Annotated in this window: 11 protein-coding genes and 1 pseudogene; 6 read left to right on the top strand and 6 right to left on the bottom strand. The window is 70.0% G+C overall.

Features of this window, described 5'->3' with window-relative positions; all coding sequences use genetic code 11:
• Positions 1 to 183: pseudogene (locus ABZT17_RS42945) on the bottom strand (hypothetical protein); the annotation flags it as partial.
• Between the two features lie 193 nt (positions 184 to 376).
• Here ABZT17_RS42945 and ABZT17_RS42940 point away from each other — a divergent pair.
• Positions 377 to 2,281: a hypothetical protein gene (locus tag ABZT17_RS42940; RefSeq protein WP_356357623.1), complete on the top strand. Its 1,905-nt coding sequence runs from the start codon at positions 377 to 379 to the stop codon at positions 2,279 to 2,281.
• On the opposite strand, the gene ABZT17_RS42935 is transcribed toward ABZT17_RS42940, so the two are convergent.
• The 4 genes from ABZT17_RS42935 to ABZT17_RS42920 form a co-directional block, all read right to left on the bottom strand.
• Entirely contained in the window at positions 2,261 to 4,474 is a 2,214-nt protein-coding gene (locus tag ABZT17_RS42935) for a bifunctional glycosyltransferase family 2 protein/CDP-glycerol:glycerophosphate glycerophosphotransferase (RefSeq protein ID WP_356357622.1), read from the bottom strand. The genes ABZT17_RS42940 and ABZT17_RS42935 overlap by 21 nt on opposite strands.
• 370 nt (positions 4,475 to 4,844) lie before the next feature.
• A complete protein-coding gene (locus ABZT17_RS42930; RefSeq protein WP_356357621.1) occupies positions 4,845 to 5,930 on the bottom strand; it encodes an ABC transporter substrate-binding protein in 1,086 nt (361 codons plus the stop codon).
• A gap of 79 nt (positions 5,931 to 6,009) precedes the next feature.
• Positions 6,010 to 6,891 carry an ABC transporter permease gene (locus ABZT17_RS42925; RefSeq protein WP_356357620.1) on the bottom strand — a complete coding sequence of 294 codons (882 nt, stop codon included), beginning with the start codon at positions 6,889 to 6,891 and terminating at the stop codon, positions 6,010 to 6,012.
• The gene (locus ABZT17_RS42920) at positions 6,888 to 7,748 is read right to left on the bottom strand and encodes an ABC transporter ATP-binding protein (protein ID WP_356357619.1); all 861 of its coding nucleotides are present in this window, start codon (positions 7,746 to 7,748) and stop codon (positions 6,888 to 6,890) included. Before ABZT17_RS42920 ends, ABZT17_RS42925 begins: the two co-directional genes overlap by 4 nt.
• 233 nt (positions 7,749 to 7,981) lie before the next feature.
• On the opposite strand from ABZT17_RS42920, the gene ABZT17_RS42915 reads away from it, so the two are divergent.
• Together ABZT17_RS42915 and ABZT17_RS42910 are read left to right on the top strand one after the other, a co-directional pair.
• Positions 7,982 to 9,664 (top strand): sensor histidine kinase, encoded by a 1,683-nt coding sequence (locus ABZT17_RS42915; RefSeq protein WP_356357618.1) that lies wholly within the window; start codon positions 7,982 to 7,984, stop codon positions 9,662 to 9,664.
• Positions 9,658 to 10,350: a response regulator gene (locus tag ABZT17_RS42910; RefSeq protein WP_356357617.1), complete on the top strand. Its 693-nt coding sequence runs from the start codon at positions 9,658 to 9,660 to the stop codon at positions 10,348 to 10,350. The genes ABZT17_RS42915 and ABZT17_RS42910 overlap by 7 nt, the downstream gene beginning before the upstream one ends.
• A gap of 57 nt (positions 10,351 to 10,407) precedes the next feature.
• On the opposite strand, the gene ABZT17_RS42905 is transcribed toward ABZT17_RS42910, so the two are convergent.
• Positions 10,408 to 11,547, bottom strand: coding sequence for a helix-turn-helix domain-containing protein (locus ABZT17_RS42905; RefSeq protein ID WP_356357616.1), 1,140 nt, complete (start codon positions 11,545 to 11,547; stop codon positions 10,408 to 10,410).
• Between the two features lie 87 nt (positions 11,548 to 11,634).
• Here ABZT17_RS42905 and ABZT17_RS42900 point away from each other — a divergent pair, with 87 nt between their 5' ends.
• The 3 genes from ABZT17_RS42900 (at position 11,635) to ABZT17_RS42890 (ending at position 15,001) form a co-directional block, all read left to right on the top strand.
• Positions 11,635 to 12,690: a ferredoxin reductase gene (locus ABZT17_RS42900; RefSeq protein ID WP_356357615.1), complete on the top strand. Its 1,056-nt coding sequence runs from the start codon at positions 11,635 to 11,637 to the stop codon at positions 12,688 to 12,690.
• Between the two features lie 7 nt (positions 12,691 to 12,697).
• Positions 12,698 to 13,816, top strand: a complete 1,119-nt coding sequence (locus ABZT17_RS42895; RefSeq protein WP_356357614.1) for an acyl-CoA desaturase — start codon at positions 12,698 to 12,700, stop codon at positions 13,814 to 13,816.
• A 579-nt stretch (positions 13,817 to 14,395) separates the two neighbouring features.
• Positions 14,396 to 15,001 carry a dihydrofolate reductase family protein gene (locus tag ABZT17_RS42890; protein WP_356357613.1) on the top strand — a complete coding sequence of 202 codons (606 nt, stop codon included), beginning with the start codon at positions 14,396 to 14,398 and terminating at the stop codon, positions 14,999 to 15,001.
• The last annotated feature ends 128 nt before the right edge of the window (positions 15,002 to 15,129 follow it).

Here is a 15,129-nt window from a genome sequence, read left to right as displayed (position 1 = left end):
GTCCTCGACGATCGCCCGCAGATAGGCGTGGTCCCGCACGATCACGTCCACCGGGAAACCGAAGCGCTTCTCGATCGCCTGCGTGAGAACGAACGCCGGTCCGCCCTGGCGGCGAACCGGCTCTTCCTTCCCTGCTCCGCAGGAACTTCGCTCCCTCCCCCGGCTGAAGCCGGGGGTATCCACGAAGGAGAGACCCGATGAACCGCCGGGCGCAGCCCACGCGGTCAGAGTGCCTGTTCGCCCAGCTGGCCGGTGCCGTGCGGGTGTTTCGTTGCGTGTGGACGGCTCGGCGCGGACCGCGACTTGGACGCCTGGCGACCGCAATCGACGCCGACCCGTGCGCACACCGCTGGAGCGGCACTGGTAGAACCGTCGAATGTCGTTGCGCGCCCAGATCTTGAAGAAGCTGCCCCTCGCGGTCGCCGTGCTGCCGCTCGCGCTGCTCGGGATGTTCGTGACGGCGGTGGTTCCGAGCGGTTGGGCCTACGCCGTATGCGCCGCGGTCGGTTACCTCGTGGAGCCGGTCGCGATGAAGCGGGTCGTCGGCGGGATGCAGCCGCTGCCCCGCGTGGGCCTGAGCGTCGCGGCGGGTTCCGTGCTGCGCGGTTGTGCCGCGCTGGTGTTGCTGGCGCGGGCGGGGGAGGGCGGGTCCCGCGCGTTCGTCGTCGCGGCCCTGGGGTTTCTTGCGGTGCAGGCGCTGCGGATGGGTTACGCCGGGCTGTTGCTGTATGTGTGGTGGTGCCGGCGGCTGCCCGCCGTCACCCGCAACATCGATCTGTCCGAAGTGCGGATCCCTGACGCTCCACCGCACCGACTGATGGACCTCTACCGCGGGCCACTCTCCTTCATCGACCTGCCGCTGGTCGCGGGTGCCGCCGTCGCCGCGGAGGCCGGCGCCCGCTGGGCCGCCGGTGGCGCCGCGGGCGCCGTTCTCGCGGGCGTCGTGGCCGTCATCCTGCTCGCCGTGCCCGCCTGGCGGTCGCGGCACCTTGCCGCCAAGGCGCGCGTACTGGGCGCCGTACGGGCGCAGGTACAGGCGTACGAGCCCGAGGTCGTCGTCTACTTCTCCGGCGACCTGAAGTCCGCGTACCAGCTCAACGGCTGGCTGCCCGTCCTCGAGCGGATGGAGCGCCGGGTGGTGATCGTGCTGCGCGAGCGCGAGATGCTGCCGCTGCTGGATCCGACGACCCGGCCGGTGGTCTGCCTGCCGCTGGGCAAGGACTTGGCCGCGTTCGAGCTGCCCAGTGCCCGGGTGGCGCTGTTCGCCGCCAACGCCGCCAACAACACCCACCTGTTGCGGATGCCGCAGTTCCGTTCGGTCTACATCGGGCACGGCGACAGCGACAAGCCCACCAGCTTCAACCCGTTCACCAAGGTCTACGACGAGGTGTGGGTCGCCGGCCCCGCGGGCCGCGAGCGGTACGCCCGCTCAGGCGTCGGTGTCGCGGACGCGGACGTCGTGGAGGTGGGACGGCCTTCACTGTGGCCGGTCCTCACGACGACGGCCGCGGCACCGACGCCGACCGTGCTGTACGCGCCCACCTGGGAAGGCTTCCACGGCGACGAGGGCGCGGCCACCTCGCTGATCACAATGGGCCCGTCGCTCGTCCGTACCCTGCTGGCCCGGCAGCAGCGGATCCGGCTGCTCTACCGGCCGCACCCGCTCACCGGCACCCTCGATCGGCGGGCGAAGGCGGCGCACGCCGAAATCCTCGCAATGATCGACGCGGCGAACGGCGGCGCCGGCGAGGACGAGGACCGGCTCGCGCGGCTCGCGGCCCAGCTCGACGCCCTGCGCCGGCCCGGGCGGGGCGACGAGGCGCAGACCGCCCGGGACGCTGCCCGGCCTGCGGCCGGCGGGGAGGCGGTGTTCGCCGAGTGGCAGGCGGCGTACTGGGCCGACGGAACTCGGCACCGTGTCATGGGTGGCTCCCGCCCCAGCCTCTACGACTGCTTCAACCACGCGGACGTGCTGATCGCCGACGTGTCGGGCGTGGTCACGGACTTCCTGGCAGCCGACAAGCCGTACGCCGTCGCCAACCCCGCCGGCCTCGACGCCGACGTGTTCCGGGAGCGCTACCCGGCAGCGGCAGCGGGCCACCTCATCGGCCCGGACCTCTCCGGACTGGACGCTCTCCTCGACTGTGCGGGTGGCGCGCTCGACCCGCTCGCGCACGAACGGAAGCCGTTGCGCGCTCGCCTCCTCGGTCCGGCGGAGGCTGACCCGCTGGCCCCCTTCGAGCGTGCCCTCGACGCCCTCCTACGCCGCGTCGCCGGCTGAGTCCTGGCCGAGGAACACCCGCCGTACCACCCGCTCCGCGGCGTGTCCGTCGTCGAAGGCGCAGAAGCGGCGGCGGAAGGCGGCCCGTGCTTCCTGGGCTGCGTCGTCGTCCACCTGGCTGTGGAGCAGCACCTTGGTGAGCTCTTCCTCGGTCGTGGCGACGGCGCCGGGCGGCTGCTCCAGCAGGTCGAAGGTGACGCCACGGGTACTGCGGTAGGTGTCCCAGTCGGGGGCGTAGACGACGATCGGCCGGTCCAGGTCGGCGTAGTCGAACATGATCGACGAGTAGTCCGTGACCAGGACGTCGGCCGCCAGGCACAGATCCTCGACGACGGGATGCTTGGACACGTCCAGCACCCGGCCGCCGCCGGACCGCGGTTCCTTGCCCTCGGCGTCGTAGTAGTGGGAGCGCAGCATCAGCACGTGATCGGGTCCGAGCGAGGCCGCCAGCCGGTCCGCGTCCAGGAGCGGACCGACGTCCGCGTACTCGCGGTGGGTCGGGGCGTAGAGCACCGCGGTCTGCTCGTCGGCGATTCCGAGGCTCTTGCGGATCGCGGCGATTTCCTCGGGACTGGTCTGGAAGTAGCGGTCGTTGCGGGGATAGCCGTATTCGAGGAGTTCGTACGAGCCTGGATAGACGCGGGGCCAGATGGCTGAGGAGTGCGGGTTGGCGGACAGGAGGTAGTCCCAGCGGGCGGAGTGTTCGCGCAGCCGGGTGAAGTTCATGTCCTGGGCGCCGATCGGGTAGTGCTGCTGGTCCAGGCCCATGACCTTGAGGGGGGTGCCGTGCAGGGTCTGCACGTGCACGGATCCGGGGCGCTTGGCGATGGTGTGCGGGAAGTTGACGTTGTTGACCAGGTATTTCGCGCGGGCGAGCAGGCGCAGGGCGCGGCGCGAGCCCTCGATGGCGTGGTCGACGCCCGGGGGGAGTGAGGCGACGGCGTCCTGGCGGATGATCCACACTCCGTGGATGTCCGGGGCGAGCTCGCGGGCGCGTTCGTAGATGGCGCGGGGGTTGCAGGAATAGCCGCGGTACCAGTAGGCGGCGTAGACCGCGAGGTGGTCGTCGAGGGGGAGGCGGCGCTGGAGTGCGTAGTAGAGGAAGGAGGGCAGCGCGCGGGCCCGGCGTGCGGTGGTGCGGGCGGCGCGCCTGGTGGTGCCGATGCCCTGACGGGCCCGCAGGCGGAGGCGGTTGACCGGCCGGAGGGCGGCGAAGAGGCGGTAGTCGTCGCGGGCGACGAGGCGGAACTTGGCGCCGCGGGCGCCGGCCGGGAAGGTGTAGTGGGCGGGCCGGTAGCGCGTGAAGTGCGCGCTGATGCGGTGGAAGAACTCGCGGCGCTGGCGCGGGGGCACTCGGGACGGGTCGTCGATGATGGTGGTGTAGTGCCAGATCGCCCGGTCGAACAGTGGGGCGCGGAAGGCGTCGAAGGTGGCGCCGTGCCCGTCCACGAAGGCGAAGACCTTCTCGTACTGGCCGAAGACGTCGAAGTGCCGGTCGCTGACCGTGGTCGTTATCGCGCCGGCCCGGCGCTCGCGGTAGTAGTAGCAGACCCGGTCGAGGAGGGCGATCCGCTCGGCGGCGAGCAGGATGGGGTAGGTGACGGGGAGGTCCTCGTAGAGTCCGGGGCCGAAGCGTATGTCGAGGCCGGCGAGGAAGTCGCGGCGGATGACCTTGTCCCAGGCGGTCATCATGAGCTCGAGGACACTGGGGCGGGCGGCGAGGTCGAAGGTCTCCGGTGGCGTCGGCTCGCGCAGCAGGCGGGCGCGGGGGTTGGGCTCGATCGTGCCGTCGGGCAGGGCGCGGGCGTAGTCGAGGAAGAGGACGTCGGGGCGGCTCGCCTCGAGCCGGGGGGCGATGGCGGCGAGGCTGCCGTCGGCGATCCAGTCGTCGCTGTCGACGAACCATATGTATGCGCCGCGGGCCTGGGCTAATCCGGCGTTGCGGGCCTCGCCGAGTCCGCCGTTGACCGGGAGGTGCAGGACCCGGACGCGGGGATCCCGGCGGGCGTATTCGTCGAGGATCGCGGGGCAGCCGTCGGGGGAGGCGTCGTCGACCGCGACGACCTCGAAACGGGTGAAGGACTGGGCGAGGATGGCGTCGAGGCAGGGGCGCAGGAACTCCTCGACGCCGTACACGGGGAGCACGATGCTGATGAGCGGGCCGGGCTCCGGGGTGACTGCCTCCGCTGCCATGTGTACCTCCTGTGGGTGACGCCCATTCACACTAGCCCTGGACCGTGAGGCGGGGCCGGTTCGGATGGGCTGCTGGAGTGGTCGGCGCCTGATCGATTCGGTGACCATACGTATCTGGTGCCGACGGCTGACGGAGGGTGCTTCGACTGGTTGTGACCGGTCCTTGACATCTTTGGCCGCTGGGCCAGGTATCTGATGTACCTGGAGAGCACGCGCTGCCATCACCTCAAGCCCACCTTGGCGTCCGACTCGGACCCACCGGTTGTGCGGTACGCGGCTCGACGGCTGATCCAGGCGAGGCTGTGGCCGCGAGCGCGGGGCAGGGGCCGCCCGGGTGAGTGTCACCGGTGCGGCCCCTGGCCGGGGGGAGTCAGCCCGTCGAGCCCGCCGGAGTCGTCGTGGTCTTGAAGCCCTCCGTCTTGTTGGCCTTGAGGGCGAATTCGTTGGTGAACGTCTTGCCCAGGTCCACCGATCCCTTCACGTTGCCGACCAGCTGCTCCGTCGCCAGGGAGGTCTTGGGGCCGCCTGCCGGCATGATGCCGTCGGGGAGGAACTGGCCCTTGTCCTCGGTCAGTGCCTTGATGTAGTCGGCCTTGGTGACCAGTTGGTTCGACACGAACGAGGCGGGCAGCTTGTTGGCGATGTCGGCCGCGCTGTGCGTGTTGATCCAGTGCATGGTGGCGACGAGCGCGTCGACGACTTTCTGTGTGGCGTCCTTGTGGGAGTTCACCCAGTCGGTGCGGGCGAGGATGCTCGCCGCGGGGAAGGCGCCGCCCATCGCGGCCGTGGCGCCCTGCGTGGTGGCCAGGTCGATCGCGGAGGTGCCCACGCCCTTCTTCTCGATCGCGGCGACCGTGGGCTGCGTCGTCATCACGCAGTCGACCTTGCCGTTCTGCAGGGCGGCGATGGCCGTGGATCCGGCGCCGACCCCGATGCGGTGGAACTGGCTGAGCTTGACGCCCTTCTTGGCGGCCAGGAACTGGGTGAGGGTGTCGGTGCCCGAGCCCAGGTCGGTGACGCCGAGGGTCTTGCCCTTGAAGTCGGCGCCAGAGGTGACCCCGGACTTCTTGGTGCACATCTCGCGCTCGCCCGGCGCGCCGGACAGCTGGACGACGTCCTCGACCGCCTTGCCCTTCGCCTGGAACTCGATGGTGTGGTTGTACCAGGCGCCGGCCATGTCCACCTGCCCGGAGGCCATCGCGTCCTCGGCGCCGACACCGCCGTCCTGCTCGGTGCTGAGCTGGACGTTGACGCCGTACTTCTTGTAGAGGCCGAGGTTCTGGGCGAGCTGGTAGGGCAGGTAGATCTGCTTGTCGATACCGCCCACCATGATCTTCACGGTCGGTGTGCCGCTCGAGCCTCCCGTGGCGGCGGAGCTGCTGGAACAGGCGCTGGTCGCGCCGAGGGCGAGAACGGTGAGGACGGACGCGGCGACGGCGGCGGAACGTCGGGACATGGCTGACCACATTTCTTTGCTCAGGTGGAGGACAAGGGGTGACAGGGAGGGGTGAGGGGCAAGGGGAGAGCGGAGAGGATCAGAGGGCGTTGGACGCCTCGGTGGGGGCCGGCGGGCGCCAGGACAGCAGCCGGTGCTCGAGCTTGCCGATCAGCCACTCGGCGCCGAGCACGATGACCGAGATGACGAGCATGGTGGCGAAGACGCCGTTGGGGTCGAAGTTGTTCTGCGCGGTCTTGATGACCAGGCCCAGGCCGCTCTGTGCGCCGAGCACCTCGCCGACCAGGGCGCCGACGATGGCGAAGCCGAAGGCGCTGTGCAGGCTGGCGATGATCCAGGTGAGCGCGGAGGGCACGATGACGTGCCGGATGACCTGCATCTGGGAGGCGCCCAGGACCTGGGCGTTGGCGAGGATGTTGCGGTCGACTTCGCGGACGCCCTGGAAGGCGTTGAAGAAGACGATGAAGAACACCAGCACCGCGGCGAGCAGGATCTTGGGCAGTACGCCGATGCCGAACGCGACGATGAAGATGGAGCCGAGGACGATCCGGGGGATCGCGTTGACCATCTTGATGTAGGGGCCGAGCACGTCGGCGAGGTAGCGGCTCTGGCCCAGGGCGACACCGAAGACCACCCCGGTGACGGCCCCGAGCACGAAGCCGACGAGGGCCTCCTGGATCGTCGTCCAGATGTTGGCGTAGAAGGATCCGAACTCGGTGCCGTTGCGGAAGAGGTCGACCAGGCGTTTGGCGATGCCGGAGGGCTGCCCGAAGAAGAACGGGTCGACGATGCCCCAGGTGGTGAACGCCTGCCAGCCGCCGAGGACGAGGACCGCGAGTCCGATACGGCCGGTCCACACCAGGGCCCGGCGGCGCCGGACGGCACGCTTGGCGGCGGCCGCCCCCGAGGACGGCGAGCCGCCCCTGACGGGAACGGCGGAGACAGCGGACGTCGTGCTCATGCGGAACCTCCTGCGGTGCGTGCGTAGGCGCGCTCCACCTCCTCGCGCAGCGAGTCCCAGATCTGGTGCTGCAGCTCGATGAAGCGGGGCTGGAAACGGATCTCCTGGACCGAGCCGCGCGGGCGGGGCAGGTCGATGTCGAAGACCGCCTTGACCGAGCCGGGGCTGGACGTCATGACGACGACCCGGTCGGCGAGTGCCACGGCCTCGTCGAGGTCGTGGGTGATGAAGATGACCGACGGCCGGATCTGCTCCCACAGGCCGAGCAGTTCGGTCGACATGATCGCCTTGGTCTGCACGTCCAGGGCGCCGAACGGCTCGTCCATGATCAGGATCCGGGGTTCGTTGATCAGCGCCGCGGCCATCGCCACGCGCTTGCGCATACCGCCGGAGAGCTGGTGGGGGTAGCGGTCCTCGAAGCCCGTGAGGCCCACCCGGCGCAGCCAGTCGCGGGCAGAGGCCTGCGCCTGCTGCTTGGGCACACCACGGAAGACGGGGCCCATCAGCACATTGCCGAGGACGGTCTTCCAGGGCAGCAGGGCGTCGGCCTGGAACATGAAGCTGACGCCGTCGGTGACGCCGTTCACCTCGCGGCCGCCGACCTTGACCGAGCCCTCGCTGGGCCGGTCGAGCCCGGACACCATGCTCAGCGTTGTGGACTTGCCGCAGCCGGTCGGGCCGACCACCGCGCAGAACTGTCCGGGCTCCACGGTGAACGAAACGTCCTGCAGTGCCGTGAACACCTCACCCGCGGGAGTCAGAAACCGTTTGGTGAGCCCGGAGATCTCCACTCGCGCGCTGTCCTGGCCGCCCTTGTCGGTGACCGGACTCACCGCGACATCGTTTCGCGAAGCCATCTGAGGCCTCTCCTTCCTAACCTCGGAGGTCGAGGAAGGCAGACGCTAAAGGCCACCGCGTGTGACGTCGCTGTTTCATCCGTATTTCGCGATAGCCGGGTTACCCGGGGTTTTGCTCGTTCTGCTCAGTGAGCCGGGGGTGGGCACACGTCCGATGACGGGGCACAATCACGCCACCACGGGTACGGCGCAGGGGCCGTGCCCGGCAGCCGTACGACAGGCAAGAGACACCCGTGACACGCATCCGTATCCGGATCCCGCGCGGTGGCAAGGGGCGGCTTTCCGCGCGGATCCTGGCCAACCAGCTGCTCATCCTGGCGCTGACCGGGTTGATCGGTTTCGTGCTGTTCGCCTTCGCGCAGCGGGGCGAGATCGACCGCGCCTACGAGAAGCGGGCCCTGGCCATCGCGCAGACCACGGCCGCCGAACCGCAGATCCGTCACGCCATGCAGGACGGCGGCGGCGGCGACGTGGTGCAGCGGGTGGCCGAAAGGATCCGCAAGGCCTCCGGCGCCTCGTACGTGGTCGTGCTCGATCTGCGTGGCATCCGTCACTCGCATCCCGACCCGGCGCTGGTCGGTGAACCGACGGGGGATCGGATCGTGGTGCTGGACGGCAGGACGCACGTCGGCACCGACCAGGGCGTGACCGGGCGGTCCGCCAATGGCAAGGCGCCGCTGTACGGGCCCACCGGCAAGCTGGTCGGCGAGGTGTCCGCCGGTATCCCCGAGCACTATGTGCTGGGGGAGCTGTGGCGTGAGCTGCCCACCTTCGGCCTGTACAGCGCCATCGCCGTCGCGCTCGGCTCGACGGCCGCGTTCCTGCTGGCCAGGCGGCTCAAGCGGACGACGTTCGGACTGGAACTGGAGGAGATCGCCGGGCTGCTGCAGGACCGGGAGGCGATGCTGCACGGCATCCGCGAGGGTGTCGTCGCCTTCGACCCCGACGGCCGGATCACGGTGGTCAACGACGAGGCCCGCACCCTGCTCGGCCTCGGCACCGCGCTCGGCAGCACCCTGGAGGAGGCGCTGCCCGACGGGCGGTTGCGCAGCGCCCTGGACGGCAGCCTGCAGGGCAGCGACATCAGCGTGCTCACCGACGACCACTGCCTGGTCGTCAACCGGATGCCGGTGGCCCTGCACGGACGGGAACTGGGAGCCGTGGTCACCGTGCGGGACCGCACCGAGATGATCGGGCTGCTGCGTGAGCTGGACTCGGTGCGCGGGCTGACCGACGCGCTGCGCGCCCAGCAGCACGAGTTCACCAACCGGATGCACACAGTGGCCGGGCTCCTGGACATCGGTGACCACGACGCCGCCTACGAGTTCGCGATCGAGACCGCGGGTGCGGAGCAGGCGCTGACCGAGTCCGTACGGGAACGGATCGGCAACCCGCTGCTCGTGGGACTGATCGTCGCCAAGATCACGGTGGCCGCGGAACGCGGGGTGCGGATCGTCCTCAGCGACGACTCCGCCCTCGGCGAGGACCCGCCGCATCTGCGCCGGCTGCTGACGATCGTCGGCAACCTGCTGGACAACGCGATCGACGCGTCGGCGACCGGGCCGGCGCCGGCGGGCGGCGCAGAGGTGCGGCTGTCCCTGATCGAAGCCGTCGACGTGGTGCGCCTCGAGGTGTCCGACACCGGTCCGGGCATCCCGCCGGGCGCCGCCGAGTCCATCTTCGAGGACGGCTGGTCGACCAGTCCCGACCGGGGCACCGCCCGCCGCGGCCTCGGGCTGGCCCTCGTCCACCGGCTGGTGCAGCGGCACGGCGGCAGCATCAGCGTCAGCGAGGGACCCGGTGCGGTCTTCACCGTGCTGCTGCCCGTTCTCGACACCGCGCCCGGCCCGCAGGGCACCTCGCGCACGGCGGCTTCGCTGGTACTGGACGGAGCGGCGGGAGGTGACCGATGGTGATCCGGACCCTGGTGGTGGACGACGACTTCCGGGTCAGCCGTATCCACTGCGACTACGTGTCCCGCGTCCGAGGCTTCGAAGTGGTCGGCCAGGCGGCGACCGTCGAGGAGGCTCTGTCCGCGGTGCGCGTCCGTCACCCGGACCTCTTGCTGCTCGACATCTTCCTGCCGGACGGCAGTGGCCTTGACGTGCTGCGGCGGCTCAACGGGGACGAGGGCGGCGACCGTCCCGACGCCATCATGATCACCGCCGACCGGGACATCACCTCCGTACGGACCGCGATGAAGCTCGGCGCCGTCGGATACCTGGTCAAGCCCTTCGGTGCACCCGACCTGGCTGAGCGGCTCACCGCCTACCGTGAGCTCCAGCACCGAATGGATGCCCTGGGCACCGTCCCCGAGACCGAACAGGCCGATGTGGACGCCCTGTTCAGCGCCGCACGGCCGCCGGCCGTGCCGCGCGTACCCGCCAAGGGCCACTCCGCGCCCACGCTCGCCCTGCTGCACCAGACGATGCGCACCGCGCGCGACGCCTTGTCGGCCGCGGAGGCCGCCGAACGCACCGGAGTCTCCCGCGCCACGGCCCAGCGGTACCTCTCCTACCTGGTCAAGGAGGGCATGGTCCGCCTCGAACTCCGCTACGGAGCCACCGGACGCCCCGAGCATCTCTACCGCATCGCGCACTGAGCGGGCACTTTCCTGTGCTGAGCCCGGACAGGTTCTGCGGTCGGTCGAAGTGCCGCGTCAGCCGGCCCGGAGGCCGACCGCCAGCGTCAGTTCGAGGACCTGGTGGGGCGATGCGAGGTCGGGAAACAGCTCCCGCAGTTGCGACATCCGGTACCGGACCGTCTGGGGATGAACGAACAACGCCGCCGCCACATCCTCCCGCCTGCCCTGGTGCAGCAGCCACGCCCGCAACGTCTCCTCCAGCCGCCGAGCGGTTGCCTCGGGCAAGGTCCTCAAGGGTGCGAGGGCTCGGGCACGCAGGTCTGCGAACGCGTCCGCGTCGGCGCTCAGCACCAGCTCGGGTAGATGGTCCTCGGTGTCGCGGATGTCGGAGGAGAGGGAGCGAGCACGTACGGCCCGTGCGTACGAGGCGGACGCACGCGTCCATGGCCGGGCCGGGCCGACCACGGCGGCGCGGTCGGTCAACTGCCGCAAGAGATGTGATCGGTCGGCATCGGGGACGAGCAGCACACCGGTGTTGTCCGGCAGATCGTCGAGGACGAGGGCGCTCGGGTCGAGCGTGCGGTAGGCGGGCCGGACCTGGGCGGCGGGCAGCAGGACCGCGGTCAGCGAGAGAGGAGGCTGCCACCCGGCCCGTTGAGCAGAAACCAGCAGTACGTCCGGGCTCGCGCCGGCGAGGAGGTCGCGGGCCAGCTGCTCCAGGTGGCGCTCCTGGGCCCTGCCCCGGGCCGCCAGCTCGTCGGCGTGGCCCGCGGCGCTCGCCGCGGAGAGCTCGTCGATGTAGGCGAAGGTCAGCTCGGCGAACTTGGCGACCTCGCCGGCGGGCAGGCCCGCGGGCACGGCACCCGCCGCCAGGCATCGCCAGGCCACCCGGGCGCCGACGCGGTAGGCGCTGAGCAGGGCGTCCATCGAGCGGCCGTCGCGTACCTCGCCGCGGCCCAGCTCGTAGGCCGCGTCGCCGCCGTCTCCGCCTGTGGCGATCCCGCTCGCGAGGTCCAGATAGTGCCCCAGGGCGGTGCGGACGGCTCGGCGGATGGTGCCGCCCATGCTGCCCGAAAGGGCGTTGGCGTAGGGAGGGACCTCGTCGATGATCGCCTGGACGACCTCGTCGGCGGTGGTCTTCAGCGCGGCCCTCAGTGCGGTGACCGTCGTCGCATCCAGGGTCAGTTCACTGGCCCTCTGGATTGCATGGCTCATGGTTTTGTTCCCTGCGAACAATTCTGGCGACCAGATTCACATCCTGCGGTCAGGACTTTACGCCCTGAGGCACAGCAAGCTGGAGCCATGACGAGTGCAGCCCTCCGCAGCAGGGCGTGGAAACTGCTGGAGATGGTCACGACGCCGCTGCTGCCGTCGGACTACCTCGACCTGATGAGCCCGCTGCGTGCGGGCGCCGACCTGCGCGGGCGCATCGAGGCCGTGCACCCCGAGACGGGTGACGCCGCGACCATCGTGATCAGACCGGGACGGGGCTGGCGCGGCCACACGGCCGGTCAGTACGTGCGGATCGGAGTCGACGTCGACGGGGTGCGCCTGTGGCGTGCCTACTCCCTCACCTCCCCGACCGATCGCCGTGACGGACGCGTCACGATCACCGTGAAGGCGATCCCGGACGGCAAGGTCAGCAATCACCTGGTCCGCAGGGCGAAGCCGGGCACGCTGATCCAGCTCGACCAGGCGACCGGTGACTTCGTACTGCCGCAGGCCAAGCCCGCCAAGGTGCTCTACCTGACCGCCGGCAGCGGCATCACACCCGTGATGGGCATGCTGCGCGACACCGAGTTCGACGACGTCGTCATGGTCCACTGCGCCCCGCGGCCCCACGACGTGATCTTCCGCAACGAACTGCACGCCCTGGTCGCGGACAGGAAGCTGCGCCTCACCGAGGTGCACACCGACACCGACGGCATGCTCGACATCGCCCGTCTCGACGAACTCGTGCCCGACTGGGCCGAGCGCGAGACCTGGGCCTGCGGGCCCGCGGGCCTGCTCGACGCCGCCGAGAAGCACTGGAGCGATCACGGCGTCCCGGAGCGCCTGCACACCGAGCGCTTCCGTCCCACCGTCGTCGCCGCCGGCGATGGCGGCGAGGTCACGTTCAGCGCCACCGGCAAGACCGTCGGCGCGGACGGCGCCACGCCGTTGCTGGACATCGGCGAGGAGGCCGGCGTGCTCATGCCCTCCGGGTGCCGTATGGGCATCTGCTTCGGCTGCGTCACGCCCCTCAAGGCGGGCGCCGTCCGCGACCTGCGCACCGGCGAGATCACCGAGGCCGAGCCGGGCGTCCTCATCCAGACCTGCGTGTCCGCCGCCGCGGGCCCCTGCGACATCGAACGGTAGGAGCACCTTGACCGCCATCGACCCCACCGCCCACCTGACCGCGGAGCAGATCGAGGAGCTCGGCCGCGAGCTGGACGCGATCCGCGACGAGGTGATCGCCAGCCGCGGTGAGAAGGACGCTGCCTACATCCGCAAGGTCATCTCGGCGCAGCGCAAACTGGAGCTGGCCAGCAGGGCCGTACTGCTGTTCTCGCTCTTCCCGCCCGCGTGGGTGATCGGCACCGCCGGGCTCTCCGTGGCGAAGATCATGGACAACATGGAGATCGGCCACAACATCCTGCACGGCCAGTGGGACTGGATGCGCGACCCGAAGATCCACTCCACCACCTGGGAGTGGGACCACGTCTCGCCGGCCGACCAGTGGAAGCACTCGCACAACGAGCTGCACCACACCTACACCAACGTGATCGGCAAGGACAACGACCTCGGCTACGGCATCATGCGCGTCGACGAGGACCAGAAGTGGTACCCGTTCCACCTCGGCCAGCCGCTGTGGAACTTCATCAACGCCTGCTTCTTCGAGTACGGCATCGCCGCCTACGACCTGGAGCTCGGCAAGAACCTGCACAAGCGCCGCCGCAAGAACCCCGAGTTCCGCGCCCGGGCCAGGGCCGTGGGCCGCAAGATCCGCAAGCAGGTACTCAAGGACTACGTGATCCACCCCCTGCTGTCGGGCCCCTCGTTCCTCCCCACGCTCGCCGCCACGTTCACCGCGAACCTGGTCCGCAACATCTGGTCCCACTCGGTGATCATGTGCGGGCACTTCCCCGAGGGCGTGCAGGTCTTCGAGCGCCGGTCGATCACGGGCGAGACACGCGGCCAGTGGTACCTGCGCCAGATGATGGGCTCGGCGAACATCAGCGGCACCAAGGCCATGCACTTCATGACCGGCAACCTCTCCCACCAGATCGAGCACCACCTGTTCCCGGACCTGCCCAGCAACCGCTACGCCGAGGTCGCGGCAAAGGTGCGCGCACTGTTCGAGAAGTACGAACTGGAATACGTCACCGGTCCCCTGCCCAAGCAGGTGCTCTCCGCTTGGCGCAAGGTCTTCCGGCTCTCACTGCCGAACAAGAACCCCGCAGTCAAGACGCCGGAGCGCGAGCAGGAACTCGTCGCGGCCTGAGCCCGTTTGTCGGTCCAGATGATTCCGCTGTCCCGGCGGCGCCGGCGAGTACGCGTGGTAGCCGGCGCGTCGACGTTCCGCCGGGCCGCAGTACGGGCTCGACGTCGCTCCCGAGGGGGCGCGCGGGCTTCGGTGAGCGGGACGGCCTCGAAGCGCCGGTGATCCGCCCTGAGATTCGGCAGGGCTTCGCGCAGCAGGATGTTCGGAGTTGCGGGCCTGTACCTGGCGGTGATGGACGCGGCGGTCACGCTCGCCCCAGGCGTGGGCCGACTGGTCGCGAGGGACCTGGTCGACGGCACCGTCGAGCCGGTGCTGGCGGGCTGTCGGCTCGACCGCTTCCAGCCTCCCGGCTCGCGTTGGCCGACCGGTCTCGAGCCGGTGAATCGGGGGCGCGCGGAAGATGGGGGCTCTTTGACATTGAGCACCCCTGCTCAGGGTGTCCCTACGCCTGTTCGTGATGCGAGGCCGTGGAATGTCCTGTATGGGCGGGGCCGGCGTGCTTGCCGCAGGATGGCCGATGAGTTTGCGGCTGCTGACCGGTCCATGCTCGTGACACCGTGGCTAGGAAGGGACATGGTCATGTCGGAGCTTCTCGTCGACTTCATCACCTCGCTCGACGGCTGTGCGTCGGGTGAGGGATGGCCCGGGTTCTGGGGGCTCGAGGGTCCGGAGTATCTCGCGTGGCTTGGCGAGCAGCCCGAGGCCACCTATCTGATGGGCGCGAACACCTACCGGTTGATGGCGGGCTTCGCCGCGGGCGGGGTCCCGGGCGGCCAGGAGGAGTTGAGGCCCGAAGAGGAGGCGTCCGTCGACGGGCTCACGCAAGCGTCCAAGGTGGTGTTCTCCTCCTCACTGGATCAGCCGCTGGTGTGGGCCAACTCCACGCTTGTCCGCGACGACGCCGTCGAGGCGGTTCGCGCCATGAAGTCGACTGGCTCGGGGCTGCTCAGCACGATCGGCAGCCTCAGCCTGTGCCGGTCTCTGCTGCGAGCCGGTCTGGTAGATCGCTTCCGGGTCGTGATGTTCCCGGTGATCACCGGGGCCACGGGCGAGGAACGCATCTACGACGGCTATCCGGACGTTGCCCTCGAGATGACCGGGCACCGCACGTTCGACGGCCGCATCCAGCTGGTGGAGTACAGGCCCAGCGTGCTTGAGCACCCGCCGCTCGGCGTTTCTGCGTGACGTCGTCCCGTCGGCCTGGCTGGTCAGCCGCCGGGGCGGCGGCGGCCCGGCCGAGCGGGAGTGCACCCGCGAGAACTACAGAAACCCGAGAGTAGATCACTGCTGCCGTGGTGAGGGGGTGAATGGGG

Source organism: Streptomyces sp. NPDC005648, assembly GCF_040605395.1.
Taxonomy (GTDB): Bacteria; Actinomycetota; Actinomycetes; order Streptomycetales; family Streptomycetaceae; genus Streptomyces.
Note: the sequence above shows the minus strand (reverse complement) of the source record. Positions and strands in the feature narration are given on the sequence as shown.